An 18,202-nucleotide genomic window follows, 5' to 3' on the forward strand; every position below is an offset into this window, starting at 1 on the left:
GATCGATCGTCTGGGCATGGCGCTGGACGCCGTGAAAACCGCTGACCGGCTGCGCGACGAGCGCCCCCTGGAACTGGAATTGCGTGGCTTGAGTCCCGCCGAGTTCAAACTGGTCAAGGCCTATCTGGATCGCAGTGAACGTGAAACGCAGGGATGCCTGTCTCAAGCAGTGAAGCAGCTCTATGCAGCACATTCGGCCAAGGTCATCTGGCTCAAGGACAAGGCGCCGCGCAGAGACACCGGCAAGGTGCGTTCTGTGCAGGCCAAGTAAGCGCATGGCAGGTCATGAAACGGATCTTTTGCAACCGGATCCGGCCTACTGGTTGTAACGCGTAATCAACACTCTTAGGCTTCGGGCATCTTTGGAGATGCCCGATGCCCTTTCGCTATTTCATCAAACAACTTTTACTGCCGCCCGGCATTCTTTTGCTGCTGTTGCTGGCCGCCTGGTGGCTGCGCCGCTCGCGGCCGCGTCTGGCTGGCGTATGTTTTGCCTTCGGCTTTGGCGGCCTGTGGCTGATGAGCCTGCCGGTGGTCGTGCAGTGGAGCGCCAAGGCGCTGGAACGAGAGCCGCCGCTGGCGCGGCAGGAATGGGCGACGCTGGCGCAACGCGCCGATGCGATTGTGGTGCTGGGCTCGGGGCGTGAGCGCGGTGATCTGGCTTGGGGCGAAGACCAGCCGACCGGCGTCGGCCTTGAGCGTCAGCGTTACGCCGCACGCCTGGCCAAGGCCTCGGGCCTGCCGATTCTGACCAGCGGCGGCCTGCATTACGGCACGCCCCCGACCGAGGCGAAGTTGATGGCGGATTCGTTGCGTGATGACTTCGACGTGAGCGTGCGCTGGCAGGAAGGCGAGAGCCGCACCACATGGGAGAACGCGAAGATGACGGCAGATATTCTCTTGCCCCAGGGGCTCAAGCGGGTTGTCGTGGTGACGCAGGCGTGGCACATGCCGCGTGCGGTGTGGAGCTTTGAGCAGGCGGGTTTTGAGGTGGTGCCGGCACCGGTGGGTTTCCTCGGTACCGATAACGCACGGCCATTTGGCGGCTGGCTGCCGGAGTTCAAGTCGATCTGGCAGAGCGGGCAGTTGCTCAATGAAGCGGTGGGGCAGGTGGGGTATTCGTTGTTTTACCGCTGAAGATCATTGTGGCGAGGGGATTTATCCCCGATGGGGCGCGTAGCGGCCCCTCTCTTGCCTTCAGAAGAGGGGACTGCTGCGCACTCCAGCGGGGATAAATCCCCTCGCCACATTTCTCAGAGGGTCTTCGACATGCGGCTGGCCATCAACGCCCAGCCAAACAGCAGCAGGCACAACACGATCAGCGGCCACGAACGCCATTGCAGGTACGGCGTCAGGTCGTGCATCGGTACCACTTCGCCATACAACACGCCTTGTTCGAACTGCGGAATCTGCTCGGTGATCTGCCCGAACGGATTGATCAGGCCGGTAACGCCGTTGTTGGTCGCGCGGATCATCCAGCGTCCGGCTTCCAGCGCGCGCATCTGCGCCATCTGCAAATGCTGCAGCGGGCCGATGGACGTGCCGAACCAGGTGTCGTTGCTGATCGTCAGCAACAGATCACTGCGTGCCGACAGGCCAGCGGCGAATTCCGGATAGACCACTTCGTAGCAGATAAACGGTGCGATCTGGTAACCCTTGGCTTGCAAGAGCGCTTGATCCGACGGGCCGCGCGCGAAGTCCGACATCGGCAGGTCGAAGAACGCGATCAAACCGCGCAACACATCCTGCAACGGCACGTATTCGCCGAACGGCACCAGTTTCTGCTTCAGGTAAGTGCCGTCGCCTTCGCCGACCACGGTGATGCCGTTGAAGAAGCGCCGTTCGTGATGCACGGTCTGGCGGATCGGCACACCGGTGATCAACGCTGATTTACGCTCGGCGGCGAAGTTGCCCATCATCGTCAGGTAGCCCTCGGCGGACTCCTTCAACACCGGCACGGCGGTTTCCGGCCAGATCAGCAGATCGACCGGTTTGGAGCGGAAACTGAGATCACGGTACAGCGCCAGTTGCGCGTTGAGCTCGGCCGGGTCCCATTTCATGCTCTGCGCGACGTTGCCCTGAATTGCGGCCACGGTCAGCGGTGCGCCGGACGGGCTGGTCCACGCGTGGCCTTTGAGGGCGATGCCTGCTACCCAAGGCCCCGCCAGAAGTACCACACCGGCCGCGATGAAACCCTTGCGTCGCGCCTGCAACAAGCGCGACGCGTTGTAGATCAGCGCTGCGGTAAGTGCCAGAACAAACGAGACCAGCCACATCCCGCCCACCGGCGCGAGCCCGGCCAGCGGGCCGTCGAGCTGGCTGTAACCGGAATAAAGCCATGGGAAACCGGTGAGGAACCAGCCGCGAAAAGCTTCCTGGCCGACCCACAACGCAGCAAAGGCCAAGGCATCCGCCAGCGGTGCTTCGTTACGCCGCAACCAGCGTGCCCACAGCCACGCGGGCAGGGCGAAGAACCAGGCAATCGCCGCGGTGAACAGCAGCATCAGGAACCCGGCGAGCAACACCGAAGCGCCACCAAAGTGGTGGATGCTGTAATAGATCCAACTGGTGCCGGCACCGAACAGGCCGAAGCCGAAGCACCAGCCACGGCCGAGCGCCTGACGCGGGCTCAGCTCACGCAAACCGGCGTAGAACAAACCGACCGCGAGCAAAGCCAGCGGCCAGATGTTGAAAGGTGCCAGAGCGAAGGTGGTAATTGCACCGGCCGCCACGGCCAGCAGGTTACCGGGCCAGCCGGGGCGGGTTGTCCAGCGCATTTCAGTCCTTAGATTTCTTACCGGGCGATTGGGGTCAGTCGCAGCAAATGAATCCGACGGCTGTCGGCGTTCAGGATACGGAAGCGATAGGCGCCGATTTCAGTGATTTCGTTGCGTTTTGGCAAGTGGCCGAACGCGCTCATCACCAGACCGCCAACGGTATCGAACTCGTCGTCGGAGAATTCGCTGTCAAAGAACTCGTTGAAGTTCTCGATCGGTGTCAACGCCTTGATCAGGAAGTCACCGCTGGGCAGCGGCTTGATGTAGCTGTCTTCTTCGACGTCGTGCTCGTCCTCGATGTCGCCGACGATCTGTTCCAGCACGTCTTCGATGGTCACCAGACCGGCCACACCGCCGTATTCGTCGATGACGATGGCCATGTGGTTGTGGTTGGCGCGGAATTCACGCAGCAACACGTTCAGACGCTTGGACTCCGGCACGAAGGTGGCCGGGCGCAGCAGGTCCTTGATGTTGAAGCTGTCGCCGTTCTCCTTGAGGATCAGCGGCAGCAGATCCTTGGCCAGCAGCACGCCCATCACGTCGTCGTGGCTTTCGCCGATGACCGGATAGCGCGAGTGGGCCGAGTCGACCACGGCGGGGAGGAATTCGCGGGGTGTCTGGGTCGCCTTGATGCTGACCATCTGCGAGCGCGGCACCATGATGTCGCGCACTTGCAGGTCAGCCACCTGGATGGCGCCTTCGACGATGGCCAGCGCTTCGCTGTCGAGCAGTTTGTTCTGATGTGCATCACGCAGCAGCTCGAGGAGCTCCTGACGGTTCTTCGGCTCGTGGGCAAAAGCCTGGGTCAGTTTACCCAGCCATGACTTCTGCCCGTTGCTCGATCGATCTTCGCTCATAGCGATTACTCTGAATCCTTTGTTGTAACGATGGGGGAGTGTTCGGTTTCGTCATCCGCGTACGGATCGGGATAGCCCAGTTCAGCAAGCAACTCGCGTTCCAGTGCTTCCATTTCTTCGGCTTCGTCGTCATCTATATGGTCGTAACCGAGCAGATGCAAGCAGCCGTGAATGACCAGATGTGCCCAGTGGGCCTTTAGTTCCTTGCCCTGCTCGGCGGCTTCGCGTTCGACCACGGCCACGCAGATCACCAGATCGCCGAGCAGCGGAATATCGAGAAACTCGTCAGGCACTTCCGCCGGGAACGACAACACATTGGTCGCATAGTCCTTGTGGCGCCAGGTGTGATTGAGCTCGCGGCCTTCTTCCTCGTCGACCAGACGAATGGTCATTTCCGAATCAGCGCTGCGCTGGCGCAGGGCCAGTTCGCACCACTGACGGAACTCGGCTTCACTCGGCGCGCTGGCCTCGGTGGCGATTTGCAGATCCAGCTCAAGCATCGCGCGAGGCTTCCTTCGCAGCTTCGGCACGGGTCTCGAAGCGCTCGTAGGCCTCGACGATCCGCTGCACCAACGGGTGGCGCACGACGTCTTTGGGCTGGAAATGGGTGAAGCTGATGCCCGGCACGTCTTTGAGCACTTCGATCACATGGTGCAAGCCGGACTTGGTGCCGCGCGGCAGGTCGACCTGGGTGATGTCGCCGGTGATCACGGCGGTGGAGCCGAAGCCGATGCGCGTGAGGAACATCTTCATCTGCTCGACGGTGGTGTTCTGGCTTTCGTCGAGAATGATGAAGCTGTTGTTCAGCGTACGACCGCGCATGTAGGCCAGCGGCGCGACTTCGATCACCTGTTTCTCGATCAGCTTGGCGACGTATTCGAAACCGAGCATTTCGTACAGCGCGTCGTAGAGCGGGCGCAGGTACGGGTCGATCTTCTGCGACAGGTCGCCGGGCAGGAAGCCGAGTTTTTCCCCCGCTTCGACCGCCGGACGCACCAGCAGGATGCGGCGGATCTGCTCGCGCTCCAGCGCATCTACCGCGCAGGCCACGGCCAGATAGGTCTTGCCGGTACCGGCCGGGCCGATGCCGAAATTGATGTCGTTGCCGAGGATTTCCTTCACGTAGCGCTGCTGATTCAAGCCGCGTGGGCGAATCATGCCTTTCTTGGTGCGCAGGGCGACGGTCGCTTCGGCAGGGGCCGGGTTGTCGATATCTGCTGATTCCTGAATGAACAGGTGCACCAGGTCTGGCGACAGCTCGGTACCCTTGGTTTCGCGGTACAGGCGGCGCAGCAGGTTTTCCGCGGACGTGGTGAGTTTTGGATCGCCAATCAACTCGAACTGGTTTCCGCGATTGCGGATCTCGATGGCCAGGCGCTGTTCGATCAAGCGCAAATGCTCGTCGAATTGCCCGCACAGATTGGCGAAGCGGCGAGCCTCAAAAGGCTCGAGGAGAAAACGATGTGGTTCGATGGGTGCGTTCAAGGTCGTATTTAGCCGCCCTGGGGCAATTAGGATGAAATCAAGGATAACGCCAGTGGCGTGGGTGCGAAAGCTCTTAAATATCTCAGCCGATCAGCGCCGCTGCGCTTTGCCTGTGGGAGCGAGCCTGCTCGCGAAGGCGGCGACACATTCAAAATTGATGTGTCTGACAGACCGCCTTCGCGAGCAGGCTCGCTCCCACAGGAGAAATGCGGCGTTATTGAATTAAAGAACCACGCAGTGAGTGCGGTTGCGCGGCGTCGATGTGCACATCGGCGAACTGACCGATCAGGGTGGGATTGTCGCAGCGGAAGTTGACGATACGGTTATTCTCGGTGCGGCCCTGCAGCTCGCCCGGGTCTTTCTTCGAGTAATCGGTCACCAGAATCCGCTGGATCGAGCCGACCATTTGTCGGCTGATCTCGAAGCCCTGCTGATTCAGACGATGTTGCAGCGCGTTCAGGCGTTCTTTCTTCAGTTCTTCCGGGGTGTCGTCGGCCAGATCGGCAGCGGGCGTGCCCGGGCGCTGGCTATAGACGAACGAGTAGGAGAAATCGAAGCCGACATCGGCAATCAGCTTCATGGTCTGTTCGAAGTCCTTTTCGGTTTCGCCGGGGAAACCGACGATGAAGTCCGAACTGATGCAGATCCCCGGTACGGCGGCGCGCAATTTGCGCAGCTTGGATTTGTACTCCAGCGCCGTGTGGTTACGCTTCATCGCCGCGAGAATCCGGTCCGAGCCCGACTGCACCGGCAAGTGCAGGTGCTTGACCAGTTCCGGCACTTCGGCGTGGGCCTGGATCAGGCTGTCGGAGAACTCCAGCGGATGCGACGTGGTGTAGCGGATGCGGTCGATGCCATCGACAGCGGCGACCACGCGAATCAGCTCGGCCAGGTCGGCCAGGCGACCGTCGTGGGTCTGGCCGCGATAGCCGTTGACGTTCTGCCCGAGCAAGGTCACTTCACGCACGCCGTGTTCGGCCAGGTGAATGATTTCCGCGATCACGTCGTCGAACGGCCGGCTGACCTCTTCGCCACGGGTGTACGGCACCACGCAGAACGTGCAGTACTTGCTGCAACCTTCCATCACCGACACGTAGGCACTCGGGCCGTCGATACGCGGCTCCGGCAGGTGGTCGAATTTTTCGATTTCCGGGAACGACACGTCGACCTGCGGCAGCTTGCTGCTGCGCGCGGCGTCGATCATCTCCGGCAGACGGTGCAGGGTCTGCGGGCCGAACACCACGTCGACGTACGGAGCGCGATCGCGGATCGCCGCGCCTTCCTGACTGGCCACGCAACCGCCGACGGCGATGACCATGTCGGGGTTGGCCAGCTTCAGTTCGCGCCAGCGGCCGAGCTGCGAATACACGCGGTCTTGCGCGCGTTCGCGGATCGAGCAGGTGTTGAGCAGAATCACGTCGGCGTCTTCCGCGCGGGCGGTGACTTCCAGGGCCTGATGTTCGCCCAGCAGATCGACCATGCGCGAGCTGTCGTACTCGTTCATCTGGCAACCGTGGGTTTCGATGTAAAGCTTCTTGGCCATGGATTCGGGTCGTCACGTGATTCAAAGAACCGCGCATTATAGGGAACAAGCCGTCAGGTTCCTACCGCTGTGCGTCCGGTGGCTATGCTATAGTTCGCGCCCTCATTTTTACCCCGATGTTATCCGCCCGCCATGACCAAACGCGAAGCTCCAATCTACAAGGTGATTTTCCTCAACCAAGGCCAGGTGTTCGAAATGTACGCCAAGCAGATCTATCAAAGTGATCTGTGGGGTTTCCTGGAAGTTGAAGAATTCGTCTTTGGCGAGCGTACGCAAATGGTCGTCGATCCGAGTGAAGAGAAGCTCAAGGCGCAATTCGAAGGCGTGGTGCGCAGCTTTGTACCGATGCATTCGATCGTGCGCATCGACGAAGTGGAACGTCTGGGCACGCCGAAAATCAGCGAGGCCCGGGGCGCGGTCGGCAATGTCATGCCGTTTCCGATGCCGATGCCTGAAAAGTAACAGCGGATTCTGGATTGGAATGAGTTTGTGGTGAGGGGATTTAGCGAAACGTCGCACCGCCCCGCTCGGCTGCGAAGCAGTCGCAATCCATCCAGCAATATGTGTCAGACAGAACCGGGTTGCAGGGTTTGGGGCCGCTTCGCAGCCCAACGGGGATAAATCCCCTCGCCACAGGTCATCTCCATAGCCTTTAGGGCAGTGGGGAGAATGGCGTGCGCCCGTCGGCGTTCTGCAGTTCCATCAGGTATTTGCGGAAAATCTGCCCGAGCACCTGAGTGGCGGTTTCGAGATCTTCGCGGGACATTTTTTCCGAGACTTCGTCAGCCGTGTCCAATGCCTCTTCAGCACCGTTGACCGCTGCCATCTTCAGCACGATGTAGGCCTGGATATTGTTGGCCTGCACGCCTTCACCGTGGAAGAACATGCTGCCGAGCTTGAATTGCGCCTGGGCGTGGCCTTGCAGCGAGGCCTTTTCGAAATAGCTCAGGGCTTGATTGAGGTCGCGCGGCGCGTTCTTGCCGTCGTAGTAGAACTCACCCAACTCGTATTGCGCTTGCGCGTCCCCTTCGTCCGCCGCTTTCTGGCAGGCGGCCAATGCCTGCGTGACGTCTTGCGGCTGAGTATTGAGGGTGCAACGACCCATCGCCGGGATCAACAACGAGTTGCCGCCTGCTTGTGCATGCGCGAGCAGGGGCTGAAGGAGCAACAGGCAGCCCAATGCAAGGGTGCGGCCGGTGCGGTTCATGGGAATCGACTTACCTCTGAAGGGCACGCGGACCCGTCGAGGGATCCAATAAGCGCGCATTATGAAATAAGCAGGGCCAACCTTACAAAGTCTTTACTCGTTTTTCTGCTGCGTGGGGAATATATCGCCCGATTCAGGCAGGATTTTCGCAGACGCGTCGGAAAAACCGAGCGGATGTAGGCGAAAGCTGACGCTGGCCATAGCCAACGTCAGCGGTACGGCGATTATTTCAATGCGGCGAAGGCACGCTCGGCGGCGTCCAGCGTCAGTTGCAACTCGGCTTCGCCATGGGCGATCGAGGTGAAACCGGCTTCGAAAGCGCTCGGCGCCAGGTACACGCCACCTTCCAGCATCAGGTGGAAGAAGCGACCGAACATTGCTGCGTCGCTGGCCATCACGTCGTCGAAGGTGACGATGTCGTCGGCGCCGCTGAAGTACAGACCGAACATGCCGCCGGCCTGAGTGGTCACGAACGGGATGCCCGCAGCATCGGCACGCTGTTGCAGACCGTCGAGCATGCGCGCGGTGTAGTCGGTCAGTTCGGCGTGGAAGCCCGGGCGGCTGATCAGACGCAGGGTCGTCAGGCCGGCAGCCATCGCCAGCGGATTACCCGACAACGTACCGGCCTGATACACCGGGCCCAGTGGGGCGATGCGTTGCATGATTTCGCGTTTGCCACCGAAGCAGCCCACCGGCATGCCACCGCCGATAATCTTGCCGAACGTGGTCAGGTCCGGCGTCACACCGTAGTGCGCCTGGGCACCGCCGAGGGCGACGCGGAAACCGGTCATCACTTCGTCGAAAATCAACACCACGCCGTGCTTGTCACACAGCGAACGCAGTCCTTCGAGGAAGCCCGGCGCTGGCGGCACGCAGTTCATGTTGCCGGCGACCGGCTCGACGATGATGCACGCCACGTCCTCGCCCACTTCGGCGAGCATCGCTTCAACCGCGTCGATGTCGTTGAACGGCAGGGTCAGGGTGTGTTTGGCGAAGGCTGCCGGCACGCCGGCCGAGCTCGGTACGCCCTGGGTCAGAGCGCCGGAACCGGCCTTGACCAGCAGGCTGTCGGAGTGGCCGTGGTAGCAGCCTTCGAATTTGATGATGCTGTCGCGACCGGTGTAACCACGGGCCAGACGGATCGCGCTCATGGTCGCTTCGGTGCCGGAGCTGACCATGCGCACCATGTCCATTGACGGCACCAGCGAGCAGACCAGATCGGCCATCTCGGTTTCCATCGACGTCGGCGCGCCGTAGGACAGGCCGTGTTGCAGCTGATTGCGCACCGCGTCGAGCACGTCCGGATGGCTGTGGCCAAGGATCATCGGGCCCCACGAACCCACGTAATCGACATAACGCTTGTCATCTTCGTCGGTGACGTAAGCGCCTTCGGCGTGTTTGAAGAACAGCGGGGTGCCGCCGACGCTCTTGAACGCGCGCACCGGCGAGTTGACGCCGCCGGGGATGTGTTTCTGAGCATTGGCAAACAGGGTTTCGGAACGAGACATGATCGGGCTCTCAAATCAGATTTTCAGAAGTTCGTTGAAGGCGCGGGCGCGGCGGGTCACTTCGGCGCTGCTCTCGGCGCCGAATAAACCGTGGATCACGGCGAGCAGATCGACACCGTGCTCGACCAGTGGCGCGGCGTTATCGAGGGTGATCCCGCCGATCGCGCAGACCGGCAAGTGCAGCGTGCGTTTGGCTTCGTCGAGCAAGTCGAGGCTGCAACTCGGCGCACCGGGTTTGGTGGTGGAATTGAAGAAGCGGCCGAAGGCAACGTAACTCGCGCCTTCTTTGGCAGCCTGTTCGGCCAGGGCGATTTGCCCGTGACAAGTCGAACCGATGATGGCTTTCGAACCGAGCAGCGCGCGGGTCGGCGACAGCGGGCCGTCGGTCTGGCCCAAGTGCACGCCGACGTTGAGGCGTGCGGCCAGCTCGGCGTCATCGTTGATGATCAGCTGCGTCTTGTAGCGCTCGCACAAGTTGCGCAGCGTTTCGGCCTCGCGCAGACGGCGGGCCTCGTCGCTGCTCTTGTCGCGGTATTGCAGCAGGGCGACGCCGCCGTCGAGCGCCGCCTCCACGTAAGACAGAAACTTGCCGGTCAGCAACTGGCTGTCGGTAATGGCATACAGGCCACGGAGTTTCATCGGGCAGACCTCACGACGTTACGAGCAGAAATCCAGCGGCAGGCGACGCGGCACGAACTGGCCTTTGCCCAGTTGTTCGGCATCGCGCAAAGTGCGCCAGGTGTAATCCAGCGCACTGCGCACGGCACTGGCCAGGTGTTCGCCCTGAGCCAGGCGACCGGCGAGGGCGCTGGCCAGCGTGCAACCGGAGCCGTGATAGCTGCCCGGCAGGCGTTGGCAGATAAAGGTTTCGCGCAGGCCGTCGCGGCTGTACACGCGGTTGTGGATTTCAGTTTCGTCGCCATGGCCGCCGGTAATCAGCAGGTTTTTGACGAATGGCAGGAGTTTTTCCGCGCACTCGTCGGCCGTGCCTTCGGGCAGTTCGGCGAGGATGCGCGCTTCAGGAAGATTGGGCGTGGCAATGATCGACAGCGGCAGCAGACGCTCGCGCATCGCGTAGCCGACCTCGTCCTTGCCCAGGCGTCCGCCGCCGCCGGCACGCAGCACCGGATCGCAGACCACTGGCAGATGCGGGTGCGCCGAGAGCAGTTCGACGACCGTGTCGACCATCTCCAGCGAGCCGAGCATGCCCAGTTTCACTGCGGCGACTTCGGAGTCATTGAGCACGGCGTTGGCCTGGGCCAGTACCCACTCACGGTCGAGGACGCGGAAGTCCGTGACGTTGACGGTGTCTTGCACGGTCAGGGCGGTGACGGCCGGAGCCGCATGGCAACCCTGCGCGAGCAAGGCTTCGATATCTGCCTGCAAGCCGGCGCCACCACTGGGGTCGTGGCCGGAGAGACAGAGGACAACGGGGCGGGAGCTGTAGATATTCATGGTGCGCGAGCTTACCACCAAAGCTGATTTTGGGGTGTGGGTGGCAGAGCAAGATAAATGCAGGAGCTACCGGAGGCTGCGATCTTTGACGTTCCTGACCATTCCAACAGCTCTATCTCGGTGCTTTGCCCTGGAACGCCCGTTCTAGAGCCGTTGTAGGAAAAATTTCCATGGTGCTCAATGGCCATCAACGGCTATGCTAGGCTGGATCCAAACAATCACAGGTAATACCGGTTTTACGTCTACTCAAAGGGAATGGGGGGCTTCCTGACACAACCGGACGAGCCACGCTGGGGCTTCAATGCGCTATTTGCTGATGTTGCTGTTCTGCTTGCCCCTCATGGCGAGCGCCGTCGAATTCGACGAATTCACCCAGAGCCTGCCACTGGGCCGATCGCTGCAAGTGTTCGAAGACCCGAGCGGTCAGGCGACGATTGCCGACGTCCGTGCGCAAGACGCCGCCGGCCAGTTCAAAGCCCACGACAAAGCCACGCTCAACGCCGGTTACTCGCGCTCGGCGTTCTGGCTGAAGATCGACCTGCATTACCGCCCGAGCAACCCGGCCGCCCAGGGCACCTGGCTGCTGGAGCTGGCGTATCCGCCGCTTGATCACCTCGACCTTTACTTGCCCGACGCCAGTGGCGCCTACCGACTGGTGCGCCAGACCGGCGATGCCTTGCCCTTCGCCAGTCGCGAGATCCGCCAGAACAACTACCTGTTCGACCTTCCCTTCAAGCCGGATCAACAGCAGACGCTGTACCTGCGACTGGCCAGCGAAGGCTCGATCCAGGCGCCGGTGACGTTGTGGTCGAGCACCGCGTACCTCGAAGACCAACCGGTGCGCCTGTATGTGCTCGGCATCATTTATGGCGTGCTGCTGGGGATGCTGGTCTACAACCTGTTCATCTACCTGAGCGTGCGCGACACCAGTTACCTCTATTACATCTTCTATATCGGCTCGTTCGGCCTCTATCAATTGTCGGTGAATGGCGCGGCGGTTGAGTATTTCTGGCCGGACAACCCATGGTGGGCCAACGCCGCGACGCCGTTCTTCATCGGTTGCGCCGGGCTGTTCGGCAGCCAGTTCGCCCGCAGTTTCCTGCAGACCAAGACCCACAGTCCTTGGCTCGATCGTTTGCTGATCGGCCTGATTGCCTTCAGTGCACTGGTGATCGGTCTGTCGCTGATGACCAGTTATGCCCTGGCCCTGCGCCTGGCGACCACACTGGCGCTGACCTTCACCGTGGTGATCTTCGCCGCCGGGATTCTTGCCTGGTGGCGCGGCTTGCGCGTTGCGCGTTACTTCATCATCGCCTGGTCGGCGTTCCTGCTCGGCGGCATCGTCAATACGCTGATGGTGCTGGGCCTGCTGCCCAACGTGTTCCTGACCATGTACGCCAGCCAGATCGGCTCGGCGATCGAGGTGGCGCTGCTGTCGCTGGCGCTGGCCGATCGCATCAACGCCATGCGCGAACAACAGGCGCAGACCTTGTTCGACGCCGGGCAGAAACTCGAAGTGCTCAACCAGCAACTGGCTCACAGCAACAAGCTCAAGGACGAATTCCTCGCGACGCTGACCCACGAATTGCGCACGCCGATGAATGGGGTGATCGGTTCGCTGGAGCTGATGCAGACCGTCGACCTCGATCCCGAGCTTGAGCAATATCAACAGACCGCCGCCGGTTCCGCCCGCGACATGATGCGCATGGTCAATGGCATCCTCACGCTCACTGAGTTGCAGGCCGGCAAGCTCAAGGCGACGCCGGGCAGTTTCAGCCTGCGCGGCGTGATCGAAGCGTTGCGCGTGCAGTTCGAAGGCAATGCAGCGAGCAAGTCGCTGGACTTCAAGGTCGAGGTGCTGCCGACCCTGCCGGATCGCTTGCTCGGCGACAGCGCGAAATTGGCGCAGTGCCTGGAATGCCTGCTGGACAATGCGATCAAGTTCACCCGCGTCGGCGGCCTGGCGTTGCGCGTTACCGGTCGGCCGTCGGCGGATGAGCGCATGGCGCTGTCGTTTGCGGTGATCGACACCGGCATCGGTTTCACTGATCTGGGCGAGGCGACCCTGTATCAGCGTTTCTTCCAGCTCGACGGTTCGATGACTCGCGAATACGGCGGCCTCGGTGTTGGTCTGGCGATCTGTCGGCAACTGGTCGAATTGCTCGGCGGCAAACTCACCCATCGTTCCGAGCCGGGTCGCGGCAGCCGCTTCCAGCTCGATGTCGAATTCGAACTGCCGGTGATCGAAGCGCCTGCGGATCAGCCGCCCCGCGATTGCATTCGTGCGCCGCAGGACTGCACGGTGCTGCTGGTGGACGACAACAGCGTCAACCAACTGGTGATGCGTGGCATGTTGCTCAAGCTCGGTTTCCGCGTGCGCAGCGCGGATAACGGCGCCGCCGCGCTGGACTGCCTGCAACGGGAAAGCTTCGATGCAGTGCTGATCGATTGCCAGTTGCCCAACCACGAAGGTGCATCGCTGTGCTGCCAGATCCATGCATTGCCAGGCTGCGCGCATTTGCCAGTGTTCATGCTGGCGCTGGGTGCGGATCGCGAACAATGCGCCCCGGGCGCGCCTATCGACTATCTGCACAAACCAGTGAAATTCGAGGATCTGCAGGCTGCCTTGCAGCGCCGCGTGCTCAGTTGCTGATGGGGTAAAAGCGCCGCAAAAACGGCGCCTATGACACTTTGTTCAAAAAAGCACCAGTGCTTAACTGGTGCCATTGCTGAACAAGGAGCGCCGTCATGAACCTGCATCAGTTCGCCGAAACCCACGAAGTCACCAATCAGCCGCCATCGCTGGACGGCACCAACCTGTACCGCATCGACCTGCCGTTACAGGAGTGGTCGCGGCGTTTTGGCGCCGGTTGGGCCGAGTCGCGCATCCATGCCTATGGCGCACTCGCGGGTGGGCCGCTGATGGAGGCGGGGTTTCTCGCCAACCAGAACAAACCGCTATTTGCCAGCCATGATCGCTACGGCCATCGCATCGATCTGGTCGAGTTTCACCCGGCTTACCACGAGCTCATGCGCACGGCGATCGAACATGGCCTGACCTCGCTGCCTTGGGCACACCCGCAGGACGGCGCGCATGTCGCCCGCGCTTCGATGACCTATCTGCACAGCCAGGCCGAGGCCGGCAGTGGTTGCCCGCTGACCATGACCTTCGCCAGCGTGCCGGCCCTGCGCTTGCAGCCGGAGCTGGCTGAGCAGTGGCTGCCGAAAGTCCTCGCCACCGAATACGATCCGCGCAACGTCGGCATGGCGCACAAGGCCGGCGTGACCATCGGCATGGCGATGACCGAGAAGCAGGGCGGCACCGACGTTCGCGCCAACACCACCAAAGCCTATCCGGTCGGGGCCAGCGGCCCGGGTCAGGCCTATGAACTGGTCGGGCACAAGTGGTTCTGCTCGGCGCCGATGTGCGACGCCTTCCTGACATTGGCGCAAACCGACAAGGGCTTGAGTTGCTTTCTGCTGCCGCGCCATCGCCCGGACGACACGCGCAATCAGTTCTACATCCAGCGTCTGAAAAACAAACTCGGCAACCAGTCCAACGCCTCCAGCGAAGTGGAGTTTCGTGGGGCGCTGGCATGGATGATCGGCGAAGAAGGGCGCGGCGTGCCGACCATTATCGAAATGGTGGCGATGACCCGTTTCGATTGCATGGTCGGCTCCAGCTCGCTGATGCGCCAGGCGCTGACCCAGGCCAGCCATCACTGCGCGCACCGCAAGGTCGGCGGCAAATTGCTCAGCGAGCAGCCGCTGATGCAAAACGTACTCGCCGATCTGGCCCTGGAGAGCGAGGCCGCGTTGGCGCTGAGTCTGCGCATGGGCAAGGCACTGGACCATCTGAATGATCGCCACGAAGCGCAGTTCGCGCGGCTGGTGACGGCAGTGGGCAAATACTGGATCTGCAAGCGCGCGCCAGGAATGATCAACGAAGCCGCCGAATGCATGGGCGGTGCTGGATACGTCGAGGACAGCATCCTGCCGCGCCTGTACCGGGAAGCGCCGGTGAACTCGACGTGGGAAGGTTCGGGGAATGTGCAATGTCTGGATGTGCTGCGCGCGTTGTCGAAGGAGCCGGGTGTGTTGGATGTGCTGTTCAGCGAACTGGGCGACGGTCATGGCGACAAGCGTCTGGCCGCGCACATCCAGCAGTTGCAGGCGCAGTTCAAGGACACCAGTGATATTCAGTATCGGGCGCGGCAGTTGACCGAAGACATTGCCCTTGGATTGCAGGCCAAACTGTTGCTGGATGCTGGGAATTCCGTGGTCAGCGATGCCTTCATTGCCAGCCGTCTGAGCGGTGGCGGCCGCGTCTACGGCGCGTTGCCGCGTGGGCTGGACGTTGAAGCGATCGTCGCACGCTCGACTCCACAGCTTTTCTGACCGCAATTTTCCCGACACCACAAAACCCTGTGGGAGCTGGCTTGCCAGCGATGGCGGTCTGTCAGTCAACATCGATGTTGAATGTGACGGCCTCATCGCTGGCAAGCCAGCTCCCACAGGGATTCGGGTTACCTGAAAGATTTCGGTACACCCACAACGCCACTGTTCCCGTGCGTCCACGATGCAGGCAAGATGAAGCTCTGCAAGTCAGAACACAGGAAGCTGATCGTGACCGAAGCGTTTATTGTCGTTCAAACCGCCGAACAAGCCGTGGATCGTCTGGCCGAGCTGCATGAGCGGGCCACCACTGCGCTGAATTCTGCCCTCAAGCGTTACCTCAAGGACCGCGTCGAGCCCGACGCCGAACAGCGTGCCCTGTTTCGTTATCCCGAACTGCGTCTGACCTACCACTGCCAGGGCGAAGTGCCGCAGACCACCCGCGCTTACGCCAAGGTGCAGCTGCCGGGCACTTACAGCGTCACCGTCACCCACCCGGCGGCGTTTCGCAAATACCTGCTCGAACAACTGACGCCGTTGATGCACGACTTCACCGTGACCGTCGAAGTCGGCGTCAGCCAGCAGAACATTCCGTATCCGTATGTGGTCGAGCAGGGCGATGAACTGGCCGGTTCCGGCGTCACTGCAGCGGTGCTGGCGCGGGTGTTCCCGAGTACTGACCTGTCCGCCGCTACCGATGGCATTGCCGACGGCCTCTACGACTGGGAAAACACCGATCCGCTGCCACTGGCGCTGTTTGATGCGGCGCGCGTGGATTTCTCGCTGCGCCGGCTGGTGCATTACACCGGCAGTGACTGGCGCCATGTGCAGCCGTGGATTCTGCTGACCAACTATCACCGCTACGTCGATCAGTTCATCGTTCATGGTCTGGAGCAGTTGCGCCGCGACCCGCGGTTCGTGCGCATGGTCCTGCCGGGCAACGTGATCATCGAGAAGAGCATGGACCACGGCGAAGCCTCGGCGATTGCCGCCGGTGTGGTCTGGCACCGTTACCAGATGCCGGCCTATCACCTGATCGCCAGCGATGGCCACGGCGTGACGCTGGTCAACATCGGTGTCGGCCCGTCCAACGCCAAGAACATCACCGATCACCTGGCCGTGCTGCGCCCGCATTGCTGGCTGATGATCGGCCACTGCGGCGGCCTGCGTCAGTCGCAGACCATCGGCGACTACGTGCTGGCTCACGCCTACATGCGTCGCGACGGCATTCTTGATCGTGTGGTGCCGCCGAATATTCCCATCCCGGCACTGGCCGAAGTGCAGCTTGCTCTGCAGCAGGCGGCGGCGAATGTCACCGGCGAGAAGGGCGACGATCTGAAGAAGCGCCTGCGCACCGGCACGGTTCTGACCTACGACGACCGTAACTGGGAACTGCGCTGGGCTCAGGAGCGGCCGCTGATCAACCTGTCCCGCGCGGTTGCGGTGGACATGGAAAGCGGCACGATTGCAGCGCAAGGTTATCGCCTGCGTGTGCCTTACGGCACGTTGCTCTGCGTTTCGGACAAGCCGCTGCACAGCGAAATCAAACTGCCGGGCTCGGCCAACGCCTTCTATGAACGTGCGGTCAGCCAGCATTTGAAAATCGGCATCGAAGCGGTGGATCTGCTGCGTACCGAACTCAACTCGCTGCACTCGCGCAAACTGCGCAGCTTCGACGAGCCGCCGTTCCGTTAACGGTTAGTCGTGGTCATTTGGCGGTCGGGGCACTAGCATTGTCAGCCCTGATCGCTAAATGTTCTGTCTCTTATGTCCCGTCCCCCGCGTCCACCTTCCCGCCGTCCCGGCGTGAAGCCTCAGTCTTCTGCCCCGCGCCGTGTTGCCAAAGCACCACCGGCCGAGCCGAAACTGATCCTGTTCAACAAACCCTTCGATGTGCTGACGCAATTCAGCGACGGTGAAGGGCGGGCGACACTCAAGGATTACATCGATGTGCCGGGGATTTACCCGGCCGGACGTCTGGATCGCGACAGCGAAGGCTTGTTGCTGCTGACCAACGACGGCCAGTTACAGGCGCGCATCGCCGATCCGAAACACAAACTGGCCAAGACCTATTGGGTGCAGGTGGAGGGCGAGCCGACGGCCGAGCAGTTGCAGCGCCTGCGCGATGGCGTCGAGTTGAATGACGGCATGACCCTGCCCGCCGAAGCGCGGCAACTGGCTGAGCCGCAGTTATGGCCGCGCAATCCGCCGGTACGCTTTCGCGCGACCATACCGACTTCGTGGCTGGAACTGGTAATTCGCGAAGGGCGCAACCGGCAGGTGCGGCGCATGACGGCAGCGGTCGGATTGCCGACGTTGCGTCTGGTGCGGGTCAGGATTGGTGACTGGACGATTGAAGGGCTGGATCAGGGCCAGTGGCAGGAAGTACCAGCGCGCTTATAAGGCGCCGGATTCGATCAGGCCGATCACCACACTCTTGATGATGAACGCGGCCACGCCCAGGCCCAGCACGAAAAACAGAATGAACGAGCCGAACCGCCCGGCCTTGGACTTCTTCGCCAGATCCCAGACGATGAAACCCATGAAAATGATCAGGATGCTGACCAGACCGGTCATCATCCACTCTTCGAACAGTGCTGGATCCATTGGCGATCTCCGGCGCGGACAGGGCTGAAAGGGCGGCGGCGAGTATACGCCAAGGGCGGATGGCGGGGCATTGATCTGCGTCGCGTGTGCCGGCCTCTTCGCGAGCAGGCTCGCTCCCACAGGTTGAAATGTATTCCCCTGTGGGAGCGAGCCTGCTCGCGAAAGCGATATCAGCTACGCAAATGAGTCAGCGGCAGTTCGGTGCTGTTGAGCACCTGGTTCAGCACAAAACTCGACCGCACGCTGGTGACCCCCTCGATCCGGGTCAGATGCCCCAGCAGCAACTTTTGATAGTGATCCATATCCGGCACCACCACTTTCAACTGGTAGTCAGCATCCACTCCGGTCACCAGACTGCACTCCAGCAC

General features: G+C 61.5%; 18 protein-coding genes. 7 read left to right on the forward strand and 11 right to left on the reverse strand.

Annotated features, from left to right (window positions below):
* Position 1 precedes the first annotated feature (1 nt).
* A complete protein-coding gene (locus tag OQK_RS14610) occupies positions 2-271 on the forward strand; it encodes a hypothetical protein (RefSeq protein WP_238537185.1) in 270 nt (89 codons plus the stop codon).
* Between the two features lie 104 nt (positions 272-375).
* The gene (locus tag OQK_RS14615; RefSeq protein ID WP_016773039.1) at positions 376-1,137 is read left to right on the forward strand and encodes a YdcF family protein; all 762 of its coding nucleotides are present in this window, start codon (positions 376-378) and stop codon (positions 1,135-1,137) included.
* Between the two features lie 116 nt (positions 1,138-1,253).
* On the opposite strand, the gene lnt is transcribed toward OQK_RS14615, so the two are convergent.
* The 5 genes from lnt to miaB form a co-directional block, all read right to left on the reverse strand.
* A complete protein-coding gene (gene lnt / locus OQK_RS14620; RefSeq protein WP_016773040.1) occupies positions 1,254-2,777 on the reverse strand; it encodes an apolipoprotein N-acyltransferase in 1,524 nt (507 codons plus the stop codon).
* A 17-nt stretch (positions 2,778-2,794) separates the two neighbouring features.
* The gene (locus OQK_RS14625; protein WP_016773041.1) at positions 2,795-3,634 is read right to left on the reverse strand and encodes an HlyC/CorC family transporter; all 840 of its coding nucleotides are present in this window, start codon (positions 3,632-3,634) and stop codon (positions 2,795-2,797) included.
* A 5-nt stretch (positions 3,635-3,639) separates the two neighbouring features.
* Positions 3,640-4,134 (reverse strand): rRNA maturation RNase YbeY, encoded by a 495-nt coding sequence (ybeY, locus tag OQK_RS14630; protein WP_016773042.1) that lies wholly within the window; start codon positions 4,132-4,134, stop codon positions 3,640-3,642.
* Positions 4,127-5,119: a PhoH family protein gene (locus OQK_RS14635; protein WP_016773043.1), complete on the reverse strand. Its 993-nt coding sequence runs from the start codon at positions 5,117-5,119 to the stop codon at positions 4,127-4,129. Before OQK_RS14635 ends, ybeY begins: the two co-directional genes overlap by 8 nt.
* Before the next feature lie 214 nt (positions 5,120-5,333).
* Complete coding sequence (gene miaB / locus OQK_RS14640; RefSeq protein WP_016773044.1) at positions 5,334-6,662, reverse strand: tRNA (N6-isopentenyl adenosine(37)-C2)-methylthiotransferase MiaB; 1,329 nt, start codon at positions 6,660-6,662, stop codon at positions 5,334-5,336.
* A 132-nt stretch (positions 6,663-6,794) separates the two neighbouring features.
* On the opposite strand from miaB, the gene OQK_RS14645 reads away from it, so the two are divergent.
* A complete protein-coding gene (locus tag OQK_RS14645; RefSeq protein ID WP_016773045.1) occupies positions 6,795-7,124 on the forward strand; it encodes a DUF1820 family protein in 330 nt (109 codons plus the stop codon).
* Positions 7,125-7,314: 190 nt separating this feature from the next.
* On the opposite strand, the gene OQK_RS14650 is transcribed toward OQK_RS14645, so the two are convergent.
* From OQK_RS14650 to OQK_RS14665, 4 genes are all read right to left on the reverse strand, one after another.
* Positions 7,315-7,869 carry a tetratricopeptide repeat protein gene (locus OQK_RS14650; RefSeq protein WP_016773046.1) on the reverse strand — a complete coding sequence of 185 codons (555 nt, stop codon included), beginning with the start codon at positions 7,867-7,869 and terminating at the stop codon, positions 7,315-7,317.
* A 224-nt stretch (positions 7,870-8,093) separates the two neighbouring features.
* Positions 8,094-9,377 carry a glutamate-1-semialdehyde 2,1-aminomutase gene (gene hemL, locus OQK_RS14655; protein WP_016773047.1) on the reverse strand — a complete coding sequence of 428 codons (1,284 nt, stop codon included), beginning with the start codon at positions 9,375-9,377 and terminating at the stop codon, positions 8,094-8,096.
* 15 nt (positions 9,378-9,392) lie between these two features.
* Entirely contained in the window at positions 9,393-10,016 is a 624-nt protein-coding gene (gene thiE / locus OQK_RS14660; RefSeq protein WP_016773048.1) for a thiamine phosphate synthase, read from the reverse strand.
* Positions 10,017-10,034: 18 nt separating this feature from the next.
* Positions 10,035-10,832: a hydroxymethylpyrimidine/phosphomethylpyrimidine kinase gene (locus OQK_RS14665; RefSeq protein WP_007909650.1), complete on the reverse strand. Its 798-nt coding sequence runs from the start codon at positions 10,830-10,832 to the stop codon at positions 10,035-10,037.
* A gap of 301 nt (positions 10,833-11,133) precedes the next feature.
* On the opposite strand from OQK_RS14665, the gene OQK_RS14670 reads away from it, so the two are divergent.
* From OQK_RS14670 to OQK_RS14685, 4 genes are all read left to right on the forward strand, one after another.
* Positions 11,134-13,485 carry a 7TM diverse intracellular signaling domain-containing protein gene (locus OQK_RS14670; RefSeq protein ID WP_016773049.1) on the forward strand — a complete coding sequence of 784 codons (2,352 nt, stop codon included), beginning with the start codon at positions 11,134-11,136 and terminating at the stop codon, positions 13,483-13,485.
* A 95-nt stretch (positions 13,486-13,580) separates the two neighbouring features.
* On the forward strand, positions 13,581-15,230 hold the full coding sequence (locus OQK_RS14675; RefSeq protein WP_016773050.1) for an acyl-CoA dehydrogenase family protein: 1,650 nt from the start codon (positions 13,581-13,583) through the stop codon (positions 15,228-15,230).
* Between the two features lie 192 nt (positions 15,231-15,422).
* Positions 15,423-16,922, forward strand: coding sequence for an AMP nucleosidase (gene amn, locus OQK_RS14680; RefSeq protein WP_016773051.1), 1,500 nt, complete (start codon positions 15,423-15,425; stop codon positions 16,920-16,922).
* A 72-nt stretch (positions 16,923-16,994) separates the two neighbouring features.
* Complete coding sequence (locus OQK_RS14685; RefSeq protein ID WP_016773052.1) at positions 16,995-17,630, forward strand: pseudouridine synthase; 636 nt, start codon at positions 16,995-16,997, stop codon at positions 17,628-17,630.
* On the opposite strand, the gene OQK_RS14690 is transcribed toward OQK_RS14685, so the two are convergent.
* Both OQK_RS14690 and OQK_RS14695 read right to left on the reverse strand, forming a co-directional pair.
* Positions 17,625-17,834, reverse strand: a complete 210-nt coding sequence (locus OQK_RS14690; RefSeq protein ID WP_016773053.1) for a DUF2788 domain-containing protein — start codon at positions 17,832-17,834, stop codon at positions 17,625-17,627. The two genes, OQK_RS14685 and OQK_RS14690, sit on opposite strands and share 6 nt — an antisense overlap.
* A gap of 170 nt (positions 17,835-18,004) precedes the next feature.
* The coding region (locus OQK_RS14695) for an Lrp/AsnC ligand binding domain-containing protein (protein WP_038860963.1) at positions 18,005-18,202 on the reverse strand (198 nt) is incomplete at its 5' end.

The sequence above is a fragment of the Pseudomonas sp. R62 genome (genome assembly GCF_000257605.1).
Classification (GTDB): domain Bacteria; phylum Pseudomonadota; class Gammaproteobacteria; order Pseudomonadales; family Pseudomonadaceae; genus Aquipseudomonas; species Aquipseudomonas atacamensis.

Bases quoted from the DNA above. Each gene is read 5' to 3' on its own strand.
- OQK_RS14615 (WP_016773039.1), top strand. From the start codon at position 376: ATGCCCTTTCGCTATTTCATCAAACAACTTTTACTGCCGCCCGGCATT.
- lnt (WP_016773040.1), bottom strand. From the start codon at position 2,777: ATGCGCTGGACAACCCGCCCCGGCTGGCCCGGTAACCTGCTGGCCGTG.
- OQK_RS14625 (WP_016773041.1), bottom strand. From the start codon at position 3,634: ATGAGCGAAGATCGATCGAGCAACGGGCAGAAGTCATGGCTGGGTAAA.
- ybeY (WP_016773042.1), bottom strand. From the start codon at position 4,134: ATGCTTGAGCTGGATCTGCAAATCGCCACCGAGGCCAGCGCGCCGAGT.
- miaB (WP_016773044.1), bottom strand. From the start codon at position 6,662: ATGGCCAAGAAGCTTTACATCGAAACCCACGGTTGCCAGATGAACGAG.
- OQK_RS14645 (WP_016773045.1), top strand. From the start codon at position 6,795: ATGACCAAACGCGAAGCTCCAATCTACAAGGTGATTTTCCTCAACCAA.
- OQK_RS14650 (WP_016773046.1), bottom strand. From the start codon at position 7,869: ATGAACCGCACCGGCCGCACCCTTGCATTGGGCTGCCTGTTGCTCCTT.
- hemL (WP_016773047.1), bottom strand. From the start codon at position 9,377: ATGTCTCGTTCCGAAACCCTGTTTGCCAATGCTCAGAAACACATCCCC.
- thiE (WP_016773048.1), bottom strand. From the start codon at position 10,016: ATGAAACTCCGTGGCCTGTATGCCATTACCGACAGCCAGTTGCTGACC.
- OQK_RS14665 (WP_007909650.1), bottom strand. From the start codon at position 10,832: ATGAATATCTACAGCTCCCGCCCCGTTGTCCTCTGTCTCTCCGGCCAC.
- OQK_RS14670 (WP_016773049.1), top strand. From the start codon at position 11,134: ATGCGCTATTTGCTGATGTTGCTGTTCTGCTTGCCCCTCATGGCGAGC.
- OQK_RS14675 (WP_016773050.1), top strand. From the start codon at position 13,581: ATGAACCTGCATCAGTTCGCCGAAACCCACGAAGTCACCAATCAGCCG.
- amn (WP_016773051.1), top strand. From the start codon at position 15,423: ATGAAGCTCTGCAAGTCAGAACACAGGAAGCTGATCGTGACCGAAGCG.
- OQK_RS14685 (WP_016773052.1), top strand. From the start codon at position 16,995: ATGTCCCGTCCCCCGCGTCCACCTTCCCGCCGTCCCGGCGTGAAGCCT.
- OQK_RS14690 (WP_016773053.1), bottom strand. From the start codon at position 17,834: ATGGATCCAGCACTGTTCGAAGAGTGGATGATGACCGGTCTGGTCAGC.